The sequence below is a fragment of the Endozoicomonas gorgoniicola genome, from assembly GCF_025562715.2.
In the GTDB taxonomy this organism is placed as follows: Bacteria; Pseudomonadota; Gammaproteobacteria; order Pseudomonadales; family Endozoicomonadaceae; genus Endozoicomonas_A; species Endozoicomonas_A gorgoniicola.
This window is the reverse complement of the sequence record NZ_JAPFCC010000001.1, coordinates 2049432-2073225: the sequence shown is the minus strand read 5'-3', so window position 1 is coordinate 2073225 and position 23794 is coordinate 2049432. Positions and strand designations below refer to the sequence as shown.

Genomic DNA, 23794 nt, shown 5'->3' with positions numbered 1-23794 from the left:
CTGCTGACCCGGCAGTTCAGGCATTCGCAGCAGTGTGGTTTTTCCGGAGATTGGCTGAATGGTCTGTGTCGTTCGATACGCTTGAAGGCTGACAGCGAAAGCTGGTTTTCAAAATAAGGTGATGGCTTTGTCCACTGCCTTGTCTTCCCCCGTCACTTAGGTGACGTTCCAAACGACGTATGAGCTTTCTGACTTGCCATTACTTGTCAAAAACACTCTGCGCCTTCTGCATGGCAGAACCTCTCTGTCATGCAGGGAAGTTCTGCCTTTTTGTTTGGCTCTTCCTCAATTTGAGTGGGTGATTTATTATATTCTGAAGCACTCAATGCAAGGATGCACCGATGCGTGATAAGCAACTCTATTCTCAAATACTGGGTATTGAGTCTCCTTGGTTCGTTTCTGAAGTTGAATTGTCATTACAGGATCAACAGGTTCGGGTATTCATTGAACACAATGGTAAAAAGGCCTGCAAATGCAGTGTTTGCGATAAGCCCTGCTCTGGCTACGACCACATCACTCAGAAGTGGCGTCATCTGGATACCTGTCAGTTTCAGACTATTCTAGTTGCCAGGGTTCCACGGACCCAGTGCCCTGAGCATAAGGTGTTAGCCATCAATGTGCCCTGGGCTGAATCTGACTCTCGATATACAGCTCTGTTTGAAGCCCTTGTTATTGACTGGCTAAAGGAGGCAACTACGAAGGCAGTTGCACGACAAATGAAGCTTGGTTGGAATGCCATAGACGGTATTCAGCAGCGTGCAGTGAAGAGAGGACTGGCTCGTCGTGATGCTAAGCCACCAAAACGAATCGCTGTTGATGAAACCTCATTTCAAAAGCATCATGAATACGTCACAGTGGTCACTGACCACGACCAAGGCGTTGTTATTCACGTTTCTGATGACCGTAAAAGTGACAGTCTCAACGAGTACTTTGACACACTGCCCTATGACCATAAAGAGGGGATCGAATGCGTGACGATGGACATGTCCAAGGCTTACATCAAGTCAGTCAGTGAGAATGTTCCAGACGCAGATCAGAAGATTGCATTTGATAAGTTTCACGTTGCTCAGTCTCTGGGTAAAGCTGTCAACAAGGTTCGGATAGAAGAGAACAAAGCCCTTGTAAACCAAGGTGTAGAGCTGCTTAAGGGGACTCGCTACGACTGGCTGACTAACCCTGAAAACATGTCTGAAGAGCAGTGGGATAACTTCGAACCACTGAGAAACTCGACACTTAAAACAGCTCGCGCCTGGGCCATCCGGCAAATGGCAATGAGCTTATGGAATTACAAGTCCAGAGCTTGGGCAATCAAGGCCTGGAAGAGGTGGCTATGCTGGGCGCAGAGATGTCGGCTTGAGCCCATAAAAGAAGTTGCCAGAACGGTCAAAGAGCACTTGTGGGGTATCATCAACGCTATTGTCCTTGAGGCTAATAACGGTCGAGCAGAGGGAGTGAACAGCAAGATTCAGAGTTTGAAGAATCGGGCTTGTGGCTTTCGAAACCGTGAAAGATATAAGACAGCGATCTACTTTCATCTTGGAGGCTTGGACTTGTACCCCACTGGCGTACATCGTTGAAAACTACCCACTTAAAACAGGGAAGAACCTTTTGTTTTAAGGAGAACTTCTATGGTTACCGCTAATAGTATGCATGATAGTACTAATGATCTGGTGGCTCGTTTTGCGGAGCGTTATGGCTTTGGTGAAGATGAGTTATTGAATACCTTGGCGCAGACTGCTTTCAGGCAGCAAAACGGTGCGCTTCCTTCCCGGGAGCAACTGATGTCTTTGCTGTCTGTGGCAGACACCTATGGGCTGAATCCCTTCATTCGTCAGATATGGGCGCTATCCGACAGAAAAGGCGGAGTGCTGCCTGTGATTTCCATTGATGGCTGGACATCCATTATGAATTCCTACCCTCAAAGCGATGGTATGGAGTTCAGTTATCCCGATGAGTTGATTACCTTCGATGAAGATATGAAAGCCTGTCACCCGTGGATGGAATGTATTGTGCATCGCAAAGATCGGGAACATGCGATTCGGGTGCGTGAGTATCTGGATGAGCTGTACCGGCCTGCTGTGATAAAGAATGGCAAGAAGTTTCCTGGCCCCTGGCAGACTTGCCCAAAGCGCATGCTTCGGCACAAGTCGCAAATTCAGGCAATCAGGATTGCTTATGGACTCAGTGGTTTATTTGAACCGGATGAAGCGGAACGGCTACTGGAAACCCAGCTGGGTGAACCGGTACCAGACCTGCGTGAAGCCGAATCAAATCCCGTTGAGCTAGACAGTGTTCAGGAAAGGGATAAACCACAGCCTGTGTCGTCTGAACCGGATGTTTTTGATGAGGCGTTGGCTGAAATGTCAGGAGAGTTACTGCCAGAAAAGGATGTAATTTCTGATGAAGTACCCGAACCCAGCGATCTGGAACCACAAGTTTTGTCGTTTATCGACCAGATTGTGGATCGGGCTAAAGGGACAGGCGCTTTTACCGCCGCCCAGGGTTTTGCCCAGGAGCGGTTTAAGGACGATGGCAATGCCCTGAATTACTGCCTGTTTCGGTTGGACGAAGCACAGGCGGCTTCAGTACCACCGGCTTCTGTTGCGTGAGGCTGACCTTATGAAAACGGTCAATCTTGAGCAGCGGTCGCAGGTGTGGCTGGACTGGCGTCGTGGAGGTATTACCGCCAGTGATGCTGCTGTGATCTTGGGGCAATCACCTTATAAATCACGTTGGCAGCTTTGGGCAGAGAAGTCCGGGCTCCTGGAGGAGCCGGATTTGTCGTCTAACCCCCATGTCCAGCGAGGCATTGAGGATGAAGACGATGCCCGGAATCGGATGGAACAGGCTTTGGGTGATGCACCTCTTTTGCCGATTTGCGGTGAGTGGGAGCAGAACCCAAGGCTACGCGCCAGCTTTGACGGAATGACCAAAGATGGTATTCCGGTAGAGCTGAAAGCACCGTGCCAGAAGGTTTATGAGGAAGTGAAGACGTTGAAGGATCAGGCGGAAGGCTATCGACGTGCATTGGTGCAGGTGCAGTTTCAGATGCTGGTTGCGGATGCGCCCAGAGCCTGGCTCTGCTTTTACCACAAAGGCATGCCGATTCTGCCGGTCTGTATCAACAGGGATGAGAGCCTCATCCAACCGTTGCAGCAGGAAGCAGAAGCGTTCTGGCAGCGGGTGGAAAAAGGGGATGAGCCGGACAAAGACCCGAATCTGGATGTATTTGTGCCGCAAGGTCTGTCAGAACAGGCGCAATGGCACAAGCTCGCAACGGTTTATCGCCGTCGTCAGTTACATCTGGATGAGCTAAAGGAAGAACTGAACCACGGAAAGTCTCAGCAGAAGCTGATGCAACATGAGTTGCAGAAGTTGATGGGCGCTTTTCGGGTGGCTGAGTCGGATGATTTGCGAATCTGCCGCAGTGATTGCGCCGGTTCCGTGGACTACCAAAAGGCTTTGGAGGCCTTGTGTCAGCAACACCAGCTGGCGTTACCTGATCTTGATGCTTTCCGCCGTAAGGGCAGGGAGCAGGTGAGGGTGACCCTGCTGGACAAAGGAATGAACGACAGTGAATCAGGACTAAATGGAGCAGGCAACGAGCTGTTGGACCGTAACCCAACCGTGAGTCACCAGAGCTTCTATTTCTGATTCAACATTTACTTAACCCGGGTGGGGCAGTGACCTTCTCCATCCGGGGAGGGTTCCTGCCCTTTTTTTATTTTACGAAGTGGCAGGAAATTAACGATGGAAACTGAAGTTCAGTCTATGCCAGCGGCTTTACAGCCTGCTTTTTATGAACTGAATGAAACCTTTGACCTGGATACGAATCAACTCATCCTGCTCGAAGGTTTTCAGGAGTGTGGGCATCCGGCAGTACCGACTGTTCAGCCTTATGTGTTTGACAGAGACCGGCTGCGTAAGTTGCTGGCGTTTCTCGATAACCCTGAAGGTGATGGCTTGTACCTGACGGGGCCGACAGGTTGCGGCAAAACCAGTCTGGTGGTTCAGGCGGCTGCAAGGTTGCACTGGCCTACACAGATGGTACCCGTTCACGGAAGAATGGAACTGGACGACCTTCTGGGTCAGAAGGTTCTTGATAAGGGTGCAACGCCTTTTCAGTACGGGGCATTGAGTACTGCGGTTAAGGAAGGTCATATCCTTATCATGGATGAAATGGATGTGGCCGATCCCGCAGAGCTGGCCGGATTGTACGATCTGCTGGACGGTGCGCCTCTCGTATTGGCGCAGAACGGCGGAGAGATTATTCCGGTGCATCCAAGGTTTCGGTTTGTTGCCACAGGTAACAGTGCCGGAGCAGGTGACGGCAGTGGCTTGTATCAGGGTGTTCTGCGACAGTCACTGGCCTGGTTAGACCGCTTCCGTTGTATCGAAGTGGACTATCCCGATGAGTTCACTGAGATAATGATTCTGGACCAGGTGGTGCCAGACCTTCCAACCATCGTCAGGGAAAAGATGGTGAAGCTCGCCAACGAGGTTCGTCGTCTGTTCACTGGTGACGCTAATGGAAGAGGGGAAGGGGAGTCACAGCTCAGTGTTACATTGTCCACTCGTGGGCTGGTGCGCTGGGCAAGGCTATCGCTGAGGTTTCAGGGTGCGCCGAGGGTGTTTGAATACGCTCTGGAGCAAGCCCTGACCGCCAGAGTGGAACTGGCAGAACGGCAGGCGATTCACCGGATAGCCAGTGACGTGTTTGGGGAACTGTGGGAAGGAGGTCATGAATCATGAGTACAACTCATACCACAGTGACGCAAATACTCGATCAAATGTCCGTAATTGCTTTGGACTGTTCCATCTGGTCAGGCGCTCGTCGTCTGAAACCAGAGGATTTGGTTCTGGGCAAAGGCGGGCAACTGCCGTCTGATGAAGTGGTGTCGCTGGGCAGCAAGAAACTGTGCAAGCGGGAAGTGCTGAAGCCGTTCCATCGCCTGAGGGATCAGGCGTGTCGGCTTTGTGCCAGAGAAGGAGTGCGGTTTCTGGGAGGCTATGCGGTGCCGGATCACTCCATTTCAGGTTTAAGCCTGAAACTGGATCAGGTGCAGCAGGACTTCAATCAGGAAAAGCAGACCTTTCTGACTCGCTACGACCAGCATATTCAGGAATGGGTGAATGCCCATCCTGATTTTGCCGAAGCGATCAGGAATGCCGTGCCGGATGTTCAGCACGTAGGTCAGCGTTTCCAGTTTGGTTACACGACTTACAAAGTGGTGGCATCGCCTCAGCCCGATAACCTGAACCAACAGGTCAATCAGCTGGGCAGCGCATTGCGGGAGGAAATCAGTCGGGATGCTCAGACCTTGTTTGAGCAGACCTTCCGAGGGAAAGAAAAAGTCACCCGTAAAGCCCTGAACCCGATTCTACGGCTCAGGGATAAACTACACGGACTGGCTTTTGTTGATCCCGGTATTGCTCCCATAGTGCAGCGGCTGGATGCCGGGTTAGCGCAGTTACCCAATAGCGGTGCGCTGGAAGGTGAGGTGCTGACTCAGCTGATGGAGCGAGTGTTGCTGTTGTGCTCTGTGGAACAAATGGAACGTTGTGCAGAAGGGCTGACGGCTATTGATTATCCCAGAAGGGAACCTGTAAAGATGCAGGAACCATTGGAGGTGGATCAATTGCCAGAGGTCAACGACACAGGGTCTCAGAAAGAGCCTGTTATTGAGGAACCGGTCGTGGTGCCAGAGGAAACAAACACCACAGCCACTTTCTACTTCTAAAGCGTCTTTTTAAAGGACGCTGTCTTTTACGATAAAAAGCCCTGGCGGGACATAGTGCCCGCCTGGGCAGGTGCTATGTCCCTTTTTTCTTTTATATAGATAGAGAGGTATTTGGATATGGCTCCTGTTTTACAGAAAGCACTACCCATCGTTGGCAGTGCATTGGGCAGGAAAATGGGCGTTCGGGTTGAAGTCGCTGGTCGCAGGGCTTGCACCGATGGTGAAAGTATCTGGCTACCCGCCTTTGACCCGCAACGGCCAGAGCAGGAAAAGCTGGCATGGGGTTACTTGAGTCATGAAGCGGCTCATGTCCGTTACACGAACTTCTTTTTAGACTATGAAGGTTCAGCCCTTCGGCGCAGACTGACCAACCTTTTAGAAGACATTCGCATTGAAAAAGCCATCAGCCGGGAATACCCCGGTGCTGCTTTTTCTCTTGCGGGTGTCGTTCACCAGTTGGTGACTGAAGGTCGATTAAGTGCGCCGGACAAGAGTGACCCGCCTGTGAAGGTGCTGAACGACGCTTTGCTGTCTATCTTGCGGTTTGAAGTGCTGGATCAGAAGGCTCTGAAGCAGGAAGCAATAAAAGCCCGTGAAGTGATGAAAGCCTGTTTTCCCAAACAGTTACTGGACTCACTGAATGGACTGTTAAAGCAGGTTCCCGATTTGAACAGCACAAGGGAAGCTCTGACGTTGGCTGACCAGATCATCGCTTTGTTTCAGAATCTCAGCAATGAAAATTCTGACAGCAAAGATTCTGGTGAGGAAGGTTCTGATAAACCGGAGAATTCGTCAGAAGAACAGGAGAGAGGTTCTCAAGAACCAGAAGCACAGGATCAGGAGGGTAAAACAGATTCTGTGTCAGGTGGTGAGCAGGAATCCGATTCTGAGGAAAGAGAAGATGATAATCCTGAACATTCGTGTGGAAGTAGTAACCAGGACGTTTCAGACAATGGCGATGCTTCAGACAAGGCTGAAGACCTGTTGCTCCAAAAAGAGAGCTTGAAACAAATTCTGGAATCTACCGATCAGGACTGGCCGGATGACCTGTTTGAAACGGTCGCCGGAGAGCTGGAGTCATGGAGTTGCGAGCAGTCTTCAGGCCTGTCAGCCATCACCACAACACCAGGACTGGATGCGGTGGTGACGACAGATGAGGACAGGCAGGCCGCCAAAGACTTGCTCTGGAAAGTGCAGTCAGAATCCACCCGTTTAGCCGCACAGCTAACCGGACTGGTTCAGGCCAAAACGCTCACCAGAGATCGCACAGGCAAGAGAGGTACCCGGATAGATGGCAAACGGTTGCACAGAATAGCGTTAGATGATGGTCGTCTTTTCAAACGACGGGCAGAATCCATCACTATCAATGCCACCGTTCATATCTCGCTGGATATTTCTTCTTCCATGGCAGTAAGGATGCCGCTGGCAAGGGAAGCGGTTCTGGCGCTGGTCTATGCACTGAAGCAGATAAACGGAGTCACTGTTTCAGCATCGGCTTATCCGGGTACCAGAGAAGATAGAGTCTTTCCTATCGTCACAGGTCAAGAGCCTACTCAAAAGGTAGCTCAAACACTGGTGGCTCTGGACAGCCACGACTCAACACCCATGGCCACCGGATTGTGGCATGCGGTTCACCAAATCTGTCAGGCAAAGGCGGAACGTCGCCTAATTCTGATGATTACGGATGGAGCGCCTGACTGTGAGCATCACGATGCGGTAGTCGATCTGGTGAGTCGTTGTCAGCAGTCAGGGATAGATGTGGTGGGGTTGGGAATCAATGTTCCTTTGGTGAAAAACCTGTTTCCGAAGAGCCTGATGATTGATCAGTTAAGCCAGTTAAAGTCTTCATTATTTACTTTAACCCGTGACTGGCTAATCCTATGAACTTAAAAGTGTCACTCATTGCATTTTTGCAGTGAGTGGCATTTTTTGGTTGAAATCAGAGTTGTTTATGTTGGAAATTTGCCAGATTGCAGCATGCTGTATATAAATACAGTGTCGCTAGTTTTGAGTGAACCATGCCACAACCCATCATAAACACAATCCGGTACCTCTTTATATTCGTTTCGTATAGGAGGTGAACTATGTCATCAACAAAGATCAAAAGCCGGGCCACGGTCTGGATTAATGGCCGCCAACGGCAAAAGGTCGGTTATTTTGTGACTGCTGAAGAAGCTGCTAACTGGAAAGCAAAAACAGAGTCCCAGATGCAGCGTATGAAGCTGCAAAAGGAGCTGGTGACAAAATTAGGTTCTGATCACCCTCAGGTGCAGGTCGGGGTTGATGTACTCCGGTCAGAAGGAAGCCAGTGCTGGCGGGTGAATGACTTTTTTGCAGCCCTGGAAGCTGCGAAAAACAATATCTGCCATGTGTTGGGTAATGAATACCCGATGCTGATTGACGGGAATGATCTGAGCAAATTTTTTGAGCAACGGGTAGAGCAGGGTGTCAGCCTGGGAGAACTGGATATCGAAGCATCACTGCTGAAAATTATCTTTCAGTGGGGGCCTATGCCTCAGCCCCATAGAGCCAACAAAGTTCAGGGGGCTTATGAGCAGGTGATGCGATGCAATGTGCATCAATTATCTGCTTCAGAAGAGCCTTACCCAAATGTCTTTTCTGCTCAGGAGGTAGAAGAAGTTGAGATAACAGAAGGTGATTCTCTGGCTGCCAGAGCCCACCAACTTTCTTTACAGGGCATGTCACAACGGGAGATTGCCCGAGTTCTGGAGACCAGTCAGCCGTCGATATACAGAGCTTTAAAAAAAGCAAAACTGTCATGAAAATGTTGATTCATTCGATGATTCAACAGGCCGTAAAACTTCTTGGTACTTGCCCTGTGTACCTGTCAGACCAACGTTCTCTCACAAGGGATCGGAAGAAATCTGATAGGCGATTCAGGCTGAATCACCTTGGCACGTTTTTGGCACGTTTTTATGAGCAAATACACACACTTTTACGCACCCAAATGAGGTTGAAAATGAAAAGCTGACTGAAGGGATGAATCAATGAAACTGTGTCAGGCCTTGCTATTACTGGCTTCCTGCCTTTTGTCCGGGCAAAAAGAAACCCGCCATTCTGGGGGAAGAAGTGACGGGCTAAGACCATTAGGAGTGGTATATAGACTGACTCTCCAGCCTTTGGTAATTAAGGAATAGCTTTTTTAAATTTCCCAAATGGGGAGGATTTGGGGAGAAATGAGGACACTTTTTCTGACCAGCTGTTACTGGGGTTTATCTCCCTCAAGCGAAATACCATCACTACTTTCCCAGTTAGTTCTAGGAGTGTAGCCTGTCGGTGAACCATCCTTGATAAATTTACGGTAGTGCTTTCTGACCATCTCTACTGTTGTATGCCCCAACATTTTGGAGACCCACATTTCATCTTCACCGGCCATGAGCATCCAGCTGGCAAATGTATGGCGGGTTTGCCCAATCCCCCGGTTAATGACTCCGGCTCGTTCACATGCCCAGCGGAAAGACCAGTAAGCCTGATTATAGTTGACGAATGGTTCATTTCTCCGGGTGATAAAAACACGACCATGATCTGTCATTCGTGTGTGTTCAGCCTGTTTTTTTAAAGCTTCCAGTGATAGAGGCAGCAGTAAAATAGTTCTGCGACCTTTGGCTCTGGTTTTGATATCAGATACCACGTCACGGCTCATCGCCTGCCGGATAGCTGCGGTTTTATCCTTCAGATCAATATGTTGCCATTCCAGAGCAATCAGCTCGCCGGGGCGAACCCCTGTCCAGAAAGCAAACTGGAACATGTTTCGTTCAACAGGCCAGTGGCATCCTGAAAGAATTCGTGAGTATTCCTCCATGCTGAAAGGGTCTATTTTTTCCCGATTCTGTTCAACTCGTTTGGTGACAGATCGTTTTTCTTTGGGTAAACGCAGGTCGTCCAGCGGGTTCTCTGAGAGCTTCTTATCATCTAGAGCCTCCCTGATCGCTGCCCTTAAGGGGGCGAGATAATTTTTCACCGTATTTCGGCTGACCGACAGTTTTTTTGCCCAATTCCTGATATGACCCGAGTTCAGAACACCTAAAGGCAGGTGTCCAAATGCAGGAATAAGGACTCTATCTATTTTCCATTGGCTGTTGTGCTCATAGTTAGGAGAAAGGATACCTTTCTGGTCTTTAAACCAGTCCATCAGAAGGTCTGCGACTGTATAATCCGCTGGGTGAGCCGTTTCCGTCTCAGCAAGGCGATGGTTGGGGAAGTGTCGAGACCAGTCAAACTGTCCGGTTTCTATCTCAGACTTGATAATTTCACGAAGGGCCGCAGCTTGCCGGATTCCTTTAGCATTCACAGGAATACCAGGCACCAGAACTTTTCGGGTTTTACCGCGCCACTGGAAATTGATGCGAAGAGATTTACCCCGGACTTCTACCCCCGGGTAATTGCTTTGTCCAGCCATTCGTCCACCGCCTCTGTATTAACCCACCAACAATTGACAGCAGGATCTTTCTTCAGGTGGATACCCAACCTGTAGTAGCCGCCTTCCAGTTTCTTCATGACTGTTCTGTCTGGTTCCCCAGATTCTTCACAGTATTTTTTCAATCGAACCCATTTTTGACTCATGATGGCACCGTTTATACATAGAGCTTGATACTACCCATCTGACATTTGTCAGAGAGCCTGTTTATTCATAAACCCAGAGATTGTGGTGATACCTGGATGTTGTCCCATGTCTCAATGTTGATTTTTGTCTGGTTAAACTCTTGCTGACTAATCCATCGCTGCTGCGCTGATACACTGATAATTCGATTACCTAACTCGGTGAAAGACACTCCTCCCTGACGTAAAGGCACAATGTTATCCGGTGGTTGCATAAGATAGAGAGCTGGATACGCTTTTATATTCAGTGCCGGATGAGGGGATTGCTCAATCCTGCTATCTGGCAGTTGAGGTATCAGGATTCCATCTGTCGAAAATGAAATCAGCTCAAAACCATAATGTTCTTTCATCAACTGAACCGACTGGACTTGCAGGTGGCACAGCTTACAGTTGCCCCGATAGTAAAAAACCAGTCCGGCTATTTTGGCGACCTTCCTCAGTATTTCCTCTTTCGCCTGATGTGCCATATCGTCTTTGATTTTTGCCGCTGCTGGCGATATGGGACGACGGACGTTTTCATCCAGCATGGGGTCACTTTCGATCACCTGTTTACCTACTCGGGCAAATTGCTCACCTTTCTCTTTTACCATCCGGTCCAGGTAGAGGTAATTACTGACATTTTCTTTGCTCGGCTCGTCAATGGCTCTGTCCAGATACTGACCGATGTTCTGTCGAATCCACGCAGCTGAAAGTGATTGTTGGGGTGTTATTTTCATTGGTTGAGGACTATCTTCACCGGTGGACTCATCATCAAGTGGCTCATACCAAAACCAGCCTTCAGAGTGTCGGTCAAACCATCGCTCATCGGCACCAGCATCAACCAACGTAGTTGAAAACAGGAGTAATAAATGAAGGGCGCGCATTTATACTTTTTTCTGCCAGTTAGCAGTCCACCATCCGACACAGACTGAAGTCAGCAGAGCCATTGTGGGAATTAGCCACGCAGGAAACGGCAGCGGCACAATAACCAGATACAGGAACAGCCCCGGTATCCACTGGCATAACCGTCGGCTCCAGACGTTTTGCAGTGGGCTGGTGTAATGAAAATCGTGGTAGCGAATTTTTCGGATTAAACAACCATCCGCTACTGCCGCCAGCAAAATCAGCCCCCAGAAGGGTAAGCACACCAATAGCAGCACCAGCCGTTCAAACAGTTGCAGCGTCAAAATCAGCAGGTTTTTAGCTACCCCTTTGAAAAAAAGGATCACTCTGACAAAGCCATTACCCATCTGACCATCCGGAGTGGTGTGTTTCATCAGAAACCCCTGAAAGCCGGATTCGATAATCATTGAGCGATACAGTTGTGAGCCATAACGGACAATCCATTCGCCGGTTTCTTTTCCCAGCGTGGTTGAGTAGCCTTTCTGTTCACGGTGAAGATGCTGAGTCATGGTTTGACCAGACACCGCCAGCCAGAGCAGAATCAGCACAAGGCCGTAAAACCAGATCATTAAAGGACTGGTGGTTTTTTGTTGTTTATTCATGGCAAAGAAATTGTTTTGTGTGGAAGTCAGTGCTGCGGTTCAGTAAGAATTGGAATCCGGGCTTTCAGTAAACGACCACCGCCCAACCGGGCAATGTATTCGAGGTTGGGCAGTTCACCCAGTAGCTGAGGTGGAAAGAGGTCGCCGGTTTCTTCCAGTTGTTGTTCGCTCAGGTTGCCGGTGAATTCCATCGGGCGGTTGGCATCGGTGCTGACGCCCTGGTTGCGAATAAAGTAGCGGTAGCGAACAGGCGGCAGTTTATCGGTAATAAACTTCTGGGTTTCAGGGTTCTGGGTTCGCAAACAGATCAGGTGGTTGCAGTTATCGATAAATTGCTGGGCGGCAGCTTCAGAGCCTAACTGGGCTTCAAAGTCGGCCAGTGTCTGCGTGGCCACATAACAGCGGAATTTTGCGCCACGGCCTTTATTCAGCAAAGACAACAGTTGTGGGCAAAGGACTTCTGCCGCTTCATCTACAAACAGGTTGATCGGTTTAGCCTGTTTTTCTCCCTCTTGCATTGAATAGTTATAACGGTCTCCGGCCACCGCAGCCAGATCAGCCAGTAACAGCTGCCCAATGGATTTACCCACCATCGGGTCACTCAGGGAATCCAGCCCGAAATACATCACTTTTTGCTGCTCAACCAGTGCCGTAGTCTGGGTGCAGGGGCGGTGGTCGTTGATATTGGTGGGATCGGGGGATAACAGGTCAGCCAGTGCGCCGCCGGTCAGCATACCCAGAATAGGTAATAGTGTGGCAATCATTTTGCTGTAGTGCGCCCGGTCATGCTCAAACAGGGAGATCAGCCCTTCTACATCCGTACAGGGATGCTCAGGCATGATTTCATCACGGTAATAATTGATCCAGGCTTTTGCCAGTTGTTCTGACTTGGAAGACGGCTGTCGCTGATTCTTTGGCTGAGGTTGTTTTGCTTGTTGAGCCACGGCTTTCTCTGCCTGAGCTTGATGCTGAGTGCAAACCATCGTTAATGCCCGAATCAGTAGTTTGGTGACACCTGATTCCAGTCCCTGCCGGATCAACACCAGCGTCGGACGCTGACCACATAGCAGGTAGCCCTGAACCACAGCGTCTACTGCTTTCTGGGCAAATGCCTGAAACGGTGCATTATTGCCACTGGACGGCATGAGTCCGGCAATGCGGCTGGCGAGTTCACTGGAACGGTTAAAATGCTGAAGCAGGTTGATTCTCACGGACTCCGCTGGAAACCCCGGATGAAATTTCATAAAGCGTTGTCTTTGTCCTGACAATTCACAGCTTCTCTGGGTATGGCTGGCAAGATCATGGTCTCCCTTGGGGTCAATAATGATGACAGGTTCCCCACGCAAGACCGCTTGTGTCACCAGCAGGTCAAACAGCCGGGTCTTGCCGCTGCCCGGAACGCCAATGACCATGGTGTGCATCTGAACCTGCTCCAGTGGTTGAAACAGGGGCTGCTCATGATCCGCCATGCCGTGAATCCAGTGTGCGCCCATAGAGTTTTGCAGCTTGGCGGGCATGTTGTCACTTTTCATCAGGTCCCAGGCTTTTTGTCCGTGTTCACGCTGCCACTCAAAACCCCAGCCGAGCCAGAGCCCTTTCTGCTCGTTATCCTGTTGCAGCTTCAGGCATTGTTGCGGGTTTAATGCCAGAAACGACAATGACTGACCTTTTAACCGCCGATGTTGCTGCCAGCGAGGGAGTGCCTGTCCTAACCGCAAAACGGTCATACCGGCACAAACCGAAGCTGTTGCCAGAAAGCCTGATAATGGCAGAGGACTGAAAAACGACAGGCACAACGCCGTATTCATGCTGGTGAACCACAAAACAGCCGACGACAGTTCATAGACCGGACGCCAGCTTTGCAGGTAAGGCTGATCACTTAACATGGCGACGATTCCGTTTCTGGTTGGGTATTCAGCCACTGTCGGCAAAGCAGAGAAATGTCCGGTTGAAGGAACACGTAACGCTGCCCATTTCGTAGAAAGGTTTTTTCGTCACCAACTTGTCTTAGCCAGCCTTGTTCACTCCATTGATTCAGCAACTCTGTTGCCGTGGGAAAGGGGCTCTGATCTTCTTGATCTGAGAGCTGACAGTCATCCGGCCAGCGCAAAACCAGGCTGTCTTTTTTCCAGCGTGTGTTTTCCGGTTTCAGTTGCTTCATGACTTGTTGCAGACCGTTCAGGGCTAACCCATTGCTTTGAACAGTTGGGTTTTGTGGCTCAGCAGACTCTGTTGAGTCAACATTTTCTTCAGTATCCTGTTTTAGAATATCGGGTTCCGGCGAGTTTAATGCCGCCAATGCGGCACCACCGATAAAATGCAGTTTCACACTTTTCAGACGGGCTAACTCAATGGCGCTGACCATCTGCGCCGCTGACTGGGGACTGTTTTGTCCGGTTAAGCAACCGATAAAAGTCTGCCATAAAGACCCTTTGTCGTGATCCGGTTTCAGGACATAACCCAGCTCATTGCTGGTCAGTTTGTCCAGTAACAGTAGGTTGATGCAGGTGTATTCAGAGGACAAAGGTTTATCAGGACGGTTATCGGATTGTACCCAGTGGGGCTGATAACCCGTAATGCGGTACTTTTGTAGCCACTGTTCCAGACCGGCTTGCAGGGATGGCCAGTGCCCGACTCCGGAATCATGAACGGTGATACTGCTGACCACTCGACCACTGTCATACAATAATCCGGCAACGCCTGCTATTAGTCGCCATAACGGTTGCCTCACCCTGCGCTGATCAGGGTATAGTTCATGGTCAAAATGAATTTGCTCTGTTGCCACCACTGACCAGAATGCCGTTTCCAGAGCATGGCGAATGGCTCCGGCCGGTTCACAATGATGTTGCGGGTGCGCCGGAAGCAGATGCATCCAGCTCACAAGGTTATCCAGGGTCTGGTTGAACAGGCGCTGCAACTCATCGGGCAGGTTCAGCTGCTCATTAAGCTGATCCAGCAACTTTTGCTGTTGATGCAGTATGGCTCCGGTTCCGGTTTGATACCCTGAGCAACCCTGTTGTTCAGTGACCTGTAGCGGCGGTTTTTCTGGTGAACCAACAGATTTGGATTGAGAGGAATCATGGTGAAACCAGCGATGGATAAGGCTTAAAGCCTGAAGGGAAGTCATAGCGGCTGTCCTGACGAGATATGGAAGAAGAGAAAAGAGGCGTCATAAGCCAAAAATGGAATTAATAACGGTGGGCGTCACCTGCAAACCCACGGCAGCGCCAACGCCTGTGGCAAAGCCAATCAATGACTGGCGAGCCATACCATAGGCCAGTCCGATCAGGACAAATGCGATGGACAACGTACGCCCGAGGTCGCCTTTGATCCAGCCCACTAACCGACCATAGATATCCGCAAAGTCATTACCGCCAGTGATGGCCATACCCTCTGCCCAGAGCAAGGGTGAAAATACAATCAAGGCAAAACCACAGGATTGCAAAACGGTTTTTAGGACTCGCTTGATCTGTAGAATTTGTTTTTTGTTGTGGTAGGGAAAGAGAGAACTGCACATACACTGTCTCCTTTTAAAACCAATTATTCGTTATCAGAAGGGGAATACACAGGAACCGCTGACTGCCATTCCCTTGGATAAATATCTGTCATGACAACACCGCCACTGTGCCAGTTGCCCTGTTTGTCGACCCATGGAGCCAACCAGATTCTCAATACCTGAGCCGGTAAGCGACTGGGAGCTGCCTCAGGGGTAACGATGGAAAGATCAGGTGAAACATGGCTTGTAAAGGAGGGCATAGAGGTTGCTGTCATTTCCTCCAGCACAGAATGATCGGTGTCTTTGTAAATCTGTCTTGCTGACTTACAGACACCTTTGCCCGGATTGCTACAGGCATAGTCACTTTCTCCCAAACCCAGAGTGGAACAACCCTGAATGAGCGAGGTAGATAAGATAGTCAGTAACAATGGCTTGAAATAAAACAATCTCATAGAAAAGTCCTTGGTCAGTTCTTCAGACCACGGGTAAGAATCAGGTCTACCTTTCGCTCGGCACTGATCTCAATCACCGGCACCATCTGGTCAGCCAGTTTCAGGTAAAAATCCGCCAGTTTTTCCAGTGCCTTGTTGCTGCCTTTAATCAGTGAACTTTGCAGGGCTTCGCTACCCCTTAAACCGGACTGGAAAGGTGACTGGATTTGTCCATTCTGGTTAGGTACCACTGAAAATACGGGAACAGGTTTGATATCGAAGGCTTCACTAACCCCACTGAGAAATCCCGCCATTGCCGCTTTTGCCATGACCTGTCCCTGCTTGCTGACCAGTCTGCCACGCAGTCCAGCCTTGCCATCTTCTCCCGCTAAATAACCTTCCAATGGTCGCTCAATGACCTGCTCTTTATCTTTATGCCTGAAAATGCACGACAGGGTTTCACTGCGAAGGTAAGCCCGTTCAGAACTCAGGTCGCCGTAGCCTGAAGCCAGTACAAAGCACTCCCTGACATTGGTTCGATAGCGATTCGGCAAAATAGCCGAGGCTTTGATGCGAATAAGAACGGGATAAGGTTCACGCCGTGCGCCTTGCCCGGTGGGAACATCCAGTCCGGTAATCAGCTGGCCTGATAAAATGCTGCCCGCCATCAACCGGAGTAATCCTGGCTGGTCTCCTGATTGAATATTCGGCTCGGATGCTGCTGGTCTTGTGGCTCCCAGCATTCGAATTGGTCTGGGAGGCTGAGGGGGCGGTTGATAGTTCTCCGGTTCGTTGTAACCGTTGGGTGGCGGCGGGCTGTATTGATTCCATTGCAATACATCCGGCATGGTTGAAAGCTCATGACTTTCTGCGGCAGAGGCAGGGTGCTGAACAGGTTCTGATTGGCTCAGTCGCTGGATTTCCTGCTGTACTCTTTCCTTTAAAGAGTCCATATCCTTTTGGTGCTGTGTATGGAGAGCCTGTTGTTGCTGATGCATTCGCTCAAGGTCAGCACTGATCCGGTTCAGCGTTAACTCTTTGGGAGGCACGCCGGTAAAATCCACCGTCTTTGGTTCTTTTTCGGGTGCCTTATTGTCTGGTTTTTCATGGCGTTTACTGGTGGCAAAGATCAGGATAACGAGCACCAGCGCACTCCCAAACACAATGCTATAGCGTTTGAACCTTGGTGTTATATATTGGCTAAGGTCGTTCATGGTACTGATAACATCAGTAGTTCATCAGTGACGGACGTATGAGTGGCGCAGATTCCGGTTCTGCGGTACTGGAAAGGATAAACAACTCTCGTCGTTGCCCCGGATACAGGGTGTTTTTAGGCCACATGGCAACGGCTGAAGTATTGCTGCCCTGACAGTTTCGCTCATGGAAGGTAACTGGTTTTTCTGTGTGGTTTTTTGCCGTGCCAATCAGCACATTGAAATGATGCCCCTGAACTTGCTGGCCTTTGGAAAAATCAAACCTTAAACCGTCTTGCTGGCAGGGCTGATAATTCGCTTTGTTGAATTTCGTTAACTCATAGCCTTCGGGAATTTGTCCTTTAACCAGAGTAGACAGCACTTCAGTGATGGTTTGTTGGTAATTCCCGGCTTCCTCAAAGCGTTTGGCTGTCTCCCGGTTCCGGTTCAGCTTTTGCTGCCACTGTTTAGGCAGGGAGAGCTGGATTTCTTTCGGTGGAACATCCAGCGGTGTCACCAGCAAAGACAAAGCATGGGCTTCGCTATCGTGGGGCGTGATGTAAACGACAAAAGGTTCTTCCTGTTGAGACGACAAATAAATCACAGAACCTTCAATCCGGATATCAGCCTGGTCAATCGTGCGTATCTGCGGAGCCGCAAAAGGCGTCACTATCCGGTTTAAATGCAGGCGACTGAGGGTAACGGGTTGCTGCTGTCCCGGAGATACCTGCAATTTAACCGGCGAACTTCCGGCCATAATCCATGAGCAATAGAAACCGGCTACAACAGCGATGACTTTGTTCATAAGAAATGCTCGTAATGATTTTGAGTAAAGGGATTACTTCAGGTCTGACTCGATCTGCAAAGCAGTTAATACGGGGCGATAGAGAATCATGTCAAAGCGAAAGCTATACGTTTTTCGTCCTGAAAGACGTTGGTTTCCGGATGACAAAACACTGTTGCCTGCCACAGTAACCGTCTGTGATTGTTCATTAAAATCAAGACTTAACGGCTCAAAGCTCATGCTGACTTTATCATCTCGCAACTGCTGGAACTGCTGGTTCAGTGTGGTTTGTACCTGCTGATACAGGTTGGGTGAGAAAAGACTTTGCAGACGGGACTCCACAAACGACAGGTTTTGAGTATTCAGGTTGCCCAGCAGTTCGGCCAGTGCCAGCCCCCACCATTCATAATAGGCTTGTGATGCTTTGCCTGACTGGATACCCACCTGAGCATCCATGAATGGCAGCGATAGCTCAACAGTGGGTTTACTGTTTAAGCAGTGCATTAACAGCAACGAATTACTCAGCGCCAGCATCAACACTATCAGTCGGTCCACGCAGAGTTGCTGCCGCCACTGTTTGAAGCGACGCAGGTATTCAGAAACGGTCATTTTCGGCAGGGGTAAAATACCCGGACATAGGGGTTTGGCAGTGTCTTCGTGCCGGAAAAATAGAAGCCCAGCCAGTACATCCGGTGGCTCAGGTGTCCATCGGGGTTACGGTCACGAAAGCGTCGATAAAGTCGAATCGCCATCATACCGAGAAACATACCGAGCAACAGGCGGTCAAACCAGATGCCCCAGATCAGCCCAACGGCAACGGGGTAGATTTCATCCAGAGACCAGAACAAAAATTGAATAGGGTCATTGATGGTGCGGGGGATTTCCATGATGTTTTATCCAAAAGGACGGTCTATACTGTGTAAGACATATTCTTACATGAGGTGTTTTTGATGGCTCGAACTCAAACTATTAGCCTTGGAGATGAGCTTCAGAGCTACGCTCAGAAGCTGGTTGACTCCGGTGCATATTCTTCAGTGAGTGAAGTTGTGCGTGAAGCACTCAGAAATTTGCGGGAACAAAAAGCTTCTTCAAGTCTGGAGCAACTGAGAAACATGATTGATGAGGGCGACAGTAGCGGTGCTCCTGTGGATCTTGAAGTAGAACAATTTCTTTCCCGGATGAAAAAACATCGGTAAACCTATGACCAGACAAAAGCAGTACCTGTTCAGGCCGTTGGCAGAGCAGGATATGGAAGGGATATTTGACTATACCCTTCAGGAGTTTGGTGAGGCTCAGGCCGATTCGTACATTCGAGCGTTGTTTGAGACGTTTCAGGCACTTGCCGATACGCCGGGCATGGCACGAAAGCGTGATGAGGTAAGGTCTGGTCTCCGGTCTTACCCTGTTAATGCACACGTTGTGTTTTTCCGAGAATCTGAAACCGGCATTGTCATTGCCCGCGTGCTTCACCAGTCAATGGATTGCCAGTCAAAATCCTATTGATCGCCTATTCGTACGAGATCATTGTTTTTCTCTGATCTGACTACGGAGGTGTTCGGTCTTTCCGCCTTGATATTGGTCCAGTTGCGCTGGGCTGATACCCTCATATCTCGCCTCCAGCCGTTTCCGGCTATCCTCCCGCTGTTCATCAAAATCTAGCCGTGAGCCTTTGCCGGTCAGGGTTTCAAGGTTAAGCTGCTTCAGGGTATCTGCATTCAGTTCTGGCAATTTGTTTTGCAGCTTCAGTAGTGCCAGCCATTCGCTCAGATCAATTTGGTTCCAGTCTACTATTTGCAAAACCTCAGGAGTGATACCAGAACAATCCGGATGCCTGGCCGAACCCCAGCCCATGTGTAACTGTTGTCTGATCTGTACCTGCAGAATGCGTGATAGTGGTGAGTTGAAGCAGCAGTAGCTGTTGTACTTCATGCTGCTTATTCCCAGTAGTTTGGATTTTTTGTAGCTACCGACCCTGTGGCAGGTTTTCATTTCCCGCTTTGCTGCCAGCTCAAACTCTTCGTCTCCACATTTGTTGGTGATCTGGATGATCAGTTTGGTCATGGTGTAGGCGGTGTAGAGCATGGTAACGGCACTGATCGCCGAGGTGATGGCTGGATTCAGCATCAATGCTTGCTGACTTAGTTGCCCGCTTTGTGAAGCCAAATTGTCACCCACGGTTCGGAACAACAGGTTGGTAGCGTCTTCTCCCAGCACTTTTTGGACGACTTCGGCCATCTTTCGCATGAGCTGTTGCTGCATGTTGCCAAGCATACTTTTCTGAGCTTCCTGTGATAGTTCACCAGCAATAGGCTTGGAGGTTGCCGTCTGTGTATGGACTTCGGCGGGTGTTGGCCAGAGTTTTTCTGAGAGCTTGTCCCAAGTCTTTCCCATCTGCGACCAGAGATTTTTAGCGGGCTGGCTGAGTTTGTTAATGCCCTGCATCAGCGGCTCCCGCATTTTCTGGTAATGTCCGGTCAACTGGTTTGGGTAGTTGGATTGCAGGTGAATCGCTGACTTGTCAAACAGATAGCCCATCAGCAACAGGTTTATATAGCTGGCGAAATTCACATTCGTTGGAAGATTGCAGCAATCCACCATATTGAAAATGCCCTGTTTGCAGGTACAGGCTTTGCCACTGAATATTCGGCAACCAGTGCCGTCCTGACTGCACTGCATGTCATGCGCCATGTGTTTTGCTGCATGAAGACCGCTCACTGCACTGGCAAAGTCGCTGTTATCGGCTTCGGTGATATCGGCCTGACACTCGCCTGACATGCACTGCATGGGCTGGCCTTCACATTGAATGCTTTCCTTGATGCCTATGCGGTTCAGGTTCTCTGTGTAACCACAGTCGTATCGGTCTTGTCGGGTATAGCAGATGGTATTCTTTTCACCCAGACAACGACTGTCCACAAACTCACAGTTGGGATCATTGGCGTATTGAGTGCAGTGATCCGGCGGGTAATGTGATGCTGCGGTTTTGTAGTAGAAGCAATCAGCTTCAGCTCTGACGATTTTACAGTCAGATGGTAATTGAGGCGACAAAGTGGCTCTCAAGGGAATCACTTTGCCATGAAGGGTGTGTTCAGCATCGCTTATGGATTCAAGACACTGGTAAGACAGGTTACACAGTCCATCCAGTTGCCACTGTCGCATTTTCTGTAGCTGTGCCAGTGCTGAAGCGGGTGTCCATCGGTCATCTTCAACCAGCTGGCTGGTATCAAAATACATTTTGACCAGCGCATAGCCCTCACCATCACCCCCGACGGATGTTCTGATCTTGAAGGTCAGCTGGCGATTTGCGTTTGTCACCAGAGCTGTATCAAGAACCACAGGGCTATTGAGATAAAAGTTGGAGTCCAGCTCACAACCACCGCCGCTCTCCGGTGGAAAGTCACCATTGCTCTGCCATACCTTATGATCGTTAATCCAGATTTGCATCCGGTCATCCCAGCGGGCTTCCTGAATGACGGCACGGGTAAGGGCTTCCGGTCTTGGCAATGTGACAGTGAATGTTTCTTCTTTGATACAGCAGCCGCAGCGATAGTAGTTATCTGCGCCCCGGTCTTTACCTAATCGAATCTGAATGCAGCCTTCATTGACAGAACTGCTTTCACAGCTGTTCATACCTGCCAATCCCGAACTTGAGACGTATTCAAGGAATGGGCTGATTCTGATTTTACGGCTAAGCGTTACGCTGTCGTCTGTGACCAATGCCCGTGTGCATTCCCTGATATCGGGGCTATGCACTTGCCGATCCGGTTTCAGCACCAGCGTTTTCTGGTAATCACAGCCTTTAAAGTGCTGGCGCAGCCGGGCAATGGTGGCACTCATCTCTGCATTAGAGTCATAAACCGGATTGCCCTGAGCATCGGTAGGCCAGTGTTTTTGTTTTGACCACGTGTTGGGATGTTGCAGTGCATTTACGCCCAGTTCCATAGCTCCGAGAATCCGGTGTTCATTGGCGTCGGGGTAATAGCGATCAGGCGATTGATTCAGCAGACGCCAGGCTTCGCCTTCCGGTGACTGTTCGGTTTCCAACTGGGTTGCCCTGTATTCGCCAAAGGTTTGCAAGCCATCAAAATCTTCATGGTGATAAAAGCGTTCCAGCTGTTGCCGGTGTTGATGGTCTTCAGGCTTTTCCATGATGAGAGTGGAGTCAGAACCAATAATCGGTTCTGGATTGCGGGTAATGGCTTCAGTCTTATGATTGATGTCGTTTAGCCACTGGGAACGGGTGTGCTGCTCAAAGGTTTTGGCGGCTTCTTCTGCAAAGGCAGTGCTTGTGCAAAAGAGAATAAGGCAATACGTTTTGTTGGGTTGACAGTATTTCACCCGTCATTCAGCACCTATATCAGGAATAAATCTCTTGGTACGGTCGACCAAGAATTGAAATGATGGTTAATTGCCTCTCCTGCAAGCCAACGACATGTTTTTCATGACCATCGACCAATAAAACATTAATTCCCTGAAAGCAAAAAAATACCCAGCGTGCAGTCGGATTCTGATAGGGCTTTCGCTTCATATCCGGAAAGAACCTACTCTGACGCTTTAATTCATGCCTGATTCGATGCTGTATCGCTGCGTAGACTAACAGGCAAAGCGTCATCACCATAAGCAACGCTTCTATACGTTCCGGCTTCTTTAAAAACAGCGAGGAGACCAGAAATTCAGGGCTTTTAAGAAACCGAAATCCACGCTCCACCGACTGCTGTGATTTATAAGTGCTCAACACTTCTGCTGAACTTAGCCGGCTCCTGTCCAGATCATTTGTTGCCAACACAAAGCACCCCAGGGAAGCCTCTGCTACTTTACGACAGTCAACGGATACCCAAGGATGACCGCTGACATAATACTCCACGCTATCTGGTTTGCTGTCTTTCTCCGGACGTCCCACTTTGGTATAGCATGGTTTTGTCGTAATTACAGGTTCTGCCTGACAATAATTGCTTTTTGATTGCCACTCATTGAACGCACGCAATGCGTCCGTTTCACACTTGAACGGTTTCTTCGCCAGCTTGCTGGTCAGTGCTTCCGCTTCTTTTTCTGACTTTTTCAACAGTTTTTTGAGCAGTGTTTTCTGTTCGCTTTTCCGAGCCTGTTCACTGCGAATCAGAACCCACCGTTGAGATACATCCGCATAGTCGGACAGTACTTCGCAGCTCTCATAACCTTCGGCATCTTCAACCGGTGTCATCGCACAAGAAGCGACACTGTCCACAAGCTCTCTTGCGGATTTTATTTTAGCCGGAACCCGGGTGATGAACTGTTGCTTTTGCTGATGCAATATCTGTACATTGTCTGTTGTATAAAGTGCAGCATCGCCGATCAGGTAACGATTATTCAGCGCCTCTTTGTAGCATTTCAAATGCTTGCTGATGACTTTTTTAAAATTAGTGTTGTCGTTTATATTGCCACTGGATGCGGCCATGAATACGGGAATACCCGCCTGATTTTCAGTCATTAGGAGCAGTATCGCCTGATTTAATTCAGGTCGGTGATCTCTGCTGTATCCACGACAGATTTTAATGCAGTTCAGATCTTCTTCATCGACTTCAGACTCACTGTTATAACGACCGTCCACATGAAAGCTGGTTGAATCAAGATTCAGAGCATTACACGGCAGTTTCAAGACATTAACGGCCTTGACAGCCAGTGATAAATAGACCTCACTTACACCCAGTTCAAAAATTTGATCCAAGGCTCTGCCGAGTACACTTTCGTTGATATGTTCCGGCTCTATACCCGGCCGAATAAGTTTATCCAGTGGTTTGTCGGCGTGAAACTCAGGGAACATGTGGAGTGTGCGAGCAGTGAAGCCCAGTCCGTTAAGCAGCATTGAGACAACGGTTTCTCCGAAGGAAATCTTTCTGGTTTCAGATTGGTTGGGAACCAGAGAATCCAAGAGGTTAGCGATCCCGAGCTCTTTGCACATACCGGCCACCAACCCCGTATGGTCGATGCGTTGAATGTGAAATTGATGAGGTTGCATGGCATATGCTCAGTCTGAAAATTTTTTACATTTTAGATGGTTTTAGGAAATTC

At 49.4% G+C, this 23794-nt stretch carries 23 protein-coding genes; 9 read left to right on the top strand and 14 right to left on the bottom strand.

The genetic code is table 11. The features are described from left to right. Positions 1 to 341: 341 nt before the first annotated feature. The 7 genes from NX722_RS09405 to NX722_RS09375 all read left to right on the top strand — a co-directional run bounded on the left by NX722_RS09405 (position 342) and on the right by NX722_RS09375 (position 8524). Complete coding sequence (locus NX722_RS09405; protein ID WP_262563604.1) at positions 342 to 1577, top strand: ISL3 family transposase; 1236 nt, start codon at positions 342 to 344, stop codon at positions 1575 to 1577. 51 nt (positions 1578 to 1628) lie between these two features. Beyond that, a complete protein-coding gene (locus NX722_RS09400) occupies positions 1629 to 2609 on the top strand; it encodes a RecT family recombinase (protein WP_262567762.1) in 981 nt (326 codons plus the stop codon). A 10-nt stretch (positions 2610 to 2619) separates the two neighbouring features. Beyond that, on the top strand, positions 2620 to 3654 hold the full coding sequence (locus tag NX722_RS09395) for a YqaJ viral recombinase family nuclease (RefSeq protein ID WP_262567761.1): 1035 nt from the start codon (positions 2620 to 2622) through the stop codon (positions 3652 to 3654). Between the two features lie 96 nt (positions 3655 to 3750). Then, positions 3751 to 4752, top strand: a complete 1002-nt coding sequence (locus NX722_RS09390; RefSeq protein ID WP_262567760.1) for a CbbQ/NirQ/NorQ/GpvN family protein — start codon at positions 3751 to 3753, stop codon at positions 4750 to 4752. Further along, on the top strand, positions 4749 to 5741 hold the full coding sequence (locus NX722_RS09385) for a DUF3150 domain-containing protein (protein WP_262567759.1): 993 nt from the start codon (positions 4749 to 4751) through the stop codon (positions 5739 to 5741). Before NX722_RS09390 ends, NX722_RS09385 begins: the two co-directional genes overlap by 4 nt. A gap of 117 nt (positions 5742 to 5858) precedes the next feature. Continuing rightward, positions 5859 to 7625 carry a hypothetical protein gene (locus NX722_RS09380; protein ID WP_262567758.1) on the top strand — a complete coding sequence of 589 codons (1767 nt, stop codon included), beginning with the start codon at positions 5859 to 5861 and terminating at the stop codon, positions 7623 to 7625. A 200-nt stretch (positions 7626 to 7825) separates the two neighbouring features. Next, positions 7826 to 8524, top strand: coding sequence for a hypothetical protein (locus tag NX722_RS09375; RefSeq protein ID WP_262567757.1), 699 nt, complete (start codon positions 7826 to 7828; stop codon positions 8522 to 8524). A 440-nt stretch (positions 8525 to 8964) separates the two neighbouring features. Here the strand turns inward: NX722_RS09375 and NX722_RS09370 are convergent, their stop codons facing one another. The 12 genes from NX722_RS09370 to traL form a co-directional block, all read right to left on the bottom strand. Continuing rightward, positions 8965 to 10161, bottom strand: coding sequence for a tyrosine-type recombinase/integrase (locus NX722_RS09370; RefSeq protein WP_262567756.1), 1197 nt, complete (start codon positions 10159 to 10161; stop codon positions 8965 to 8967). Further along, a complete protein-coding gene (locus NX722_RS09365; protein WP_262567755.1) occupies positions 10131 to 10325 on the bottom strand; it encodes a hypothetical protein in 195 nt (64 codons plus the stop codon). The genes NX722_RS09370 and NX722_RS09365 overlap by 31 nt, the downstream gene beginning before the upstream one ends. A gap of 65 nt (positions 10326 to 10390) precedes the next feature. Continuing rightward, positions 10391 to 11224, bottom strand: coding sequence for a conjugal transfer protein TraF (gene traF / locus NX722_RS09360; protein WP_262567754.1), 834 nt, complete (start codon positions 11222 to 11224; stop codon positions 10391 to 10393). After that, positions 11225 to 11845, bottom strand: a complete 621-nt coding sequence (locus NX722_RS09355; RefSeq protein ID WP_262567753.1) for a DUF4400 domain-containing protein — start codon at positions 11843 to 11845, stop codon at positions 11225 to 11227. Positions 11846 to 11871: 26 nt separating this feature from the next. Further along, complete coding sequence (gene traD / locus NX722_RS09350) at positions 11872 to 13731, bottom strand: conjugative transfer system coupling protein TraD (RefSeq protein WP_262567752.1); 1860 nt, start codon at positions 13729 to 13731, stop codon at positions 11872 to 11874. Continuing rightward, positions 13725 to 14972 carry a TraI domain-containing protein gene (locus NX722_RS09345; RefSeq protein ID WP_262567751.1) on the bottom strand — a complete coding sequence of 416 codons (1248 nt, stop codon included), beginning with the start codon at positions 14970 to 14972 and terminating at the stop codon, positions 13725 to 13727. The genes traD and NX722_RS09345 overlap by 7 nt, the downstream gene beginning before the upstream one ends. A gap of 42 nt (positions 14973 to 15014) precedes the next feature. Continuing rightward, entirely contained in the window at positions 15015 to 15362 is a 348-nt protein-coding gene (gene traA / locus NX722_RS09340; protein WP_262567750.1) for a TraA family conjugative transfer protein, read from the bottom strand. 23 nt (positions 15363 to 15385) lie between these two features. Beyond that, on the bottom strand, positions 15386 to 15793 hold the full coding sequence (locus NX722_RS09335) for a TraV family lipoprotein (protein WP_262567749.1): 408 nt from the start codon (positions 15791 to 15793) through the stop codon (positions 15386 to 15388). A 14-nt stretch (positions 15794 to 15807) separates the two neighbouring features. Then, positions 15808 to 16986, bottom strand: a complete 1179-nt coding sequence (locus tag NX722_RS09330; RefSeq protein ID WP_262567748.1) for a TraB/VirB10 family protein — start codon at positions 16984 to 16986, stop codon at positions 15808 to 15810. Positions 16987 to 16999: 13 nt separating this feature from the next. Beyond that, positions 17000 to 17770 carry a type-F conjugative transfer system secretin TraK gene (locus tag NX722_RS09325; protein ID WP_262567747.1) on the bottom strand — a complete coding sequence of 257 codons (771 nt, stop codon included), beginning with the start codon at positions 17768 to 17770 and terminating at the stop codon, positions 17000 to 17002. A 33-nt stretch (positions 17771 to 17803) separates the two neighbouring features. Then, on the bottom strand, positions 17804 to 18358 hold the full coding sequence (locus NX722_RS09320) for a type IV conjugative transfer system protein TraE (RefSeq protein ID WP_262567746.1): 555 nt from the start codon (positions 18356 to 18358) through the stop codon (positions 17804 to 17806). Further along, positions 18355 to 18636: a type IV conjugative transfer system protein TraL gene (gene traL / locus NX722_RS09315; protein WP_262567745.1), complete on the bottom strand. Its 282-nt coding sequence runs from the start codon at positions 18634 to 18636 to the stop codon at positions 18355 to 18357. The genes NX722_RS09320 and traL overlap by 4 nt, the downstream gene beginning before the upstream one ends. 63 nt (positions 18637 to 18699) lie before the next feature. On the opposite strand from traL, the gene NX722_RS09310 reads away from it, so the two are divergent. Both NX722_RS09310 and NX722_RS09305 read left to right on the top strand, forming a co-directional pair. Then, positions 18700 to 18945, top strand: coding sequence for a type II toxin-antitoxin system ParD family antitoxin (locus tag NX722_RS09310; RefSeq protein WP_262567744.1), 246 nt, complete (start codon positions 18700 to 18702; stop codon positions 18943 to 18945). Between the two features lie 4 nt (positions 18946 to 18949). Beyond that, positions 18950 to 19252, top strand: a complete 303-nt coding sequence (locus tag NX722_RS09305; RefSeq protein WP_262567743.1) for a type II toxin-antitoxin system RelE/ParE family toxin — start codon at positions 18950 to 18952, stop codon at positions 19250 to 19252. 18 nt (positions 19253 to 19270) lie between these two features. Here the strand turns inward: NX722_RS09305 and traN are convergent, their stop codons facing one another. Together traN and NX722_RS09295 are read right to left on the bottom strand one after the other, a co-directional pair. Next, positions 19271 to 22084, bottom strand: coding sequence for a conjugal transfer protein TraN (gene traN, locus NX722_RS09300; RefSeq protein ID WP_262567742.1), 2814 nt, complete (start codon positions 22082 to 22084; stop codon positions 19271 to 19273). Positions 22085 to 22103: 19 nt separating this feature from the next. Beyond that, positions 22104 to 23741 carry an IS1634 family transposase gene (locus tag NX722_RS09295; protein ID WP_262564376.1) on the bottom strand — a complete coding sequence of 546 codons (1638 nt, stop codon included), beginning with the start codon at positions 23739 to 23741 and terminating at the stop codon, positions 22104 to 22106. Positions 23742 to 23794: the final 53 nt, after the last annotated feature.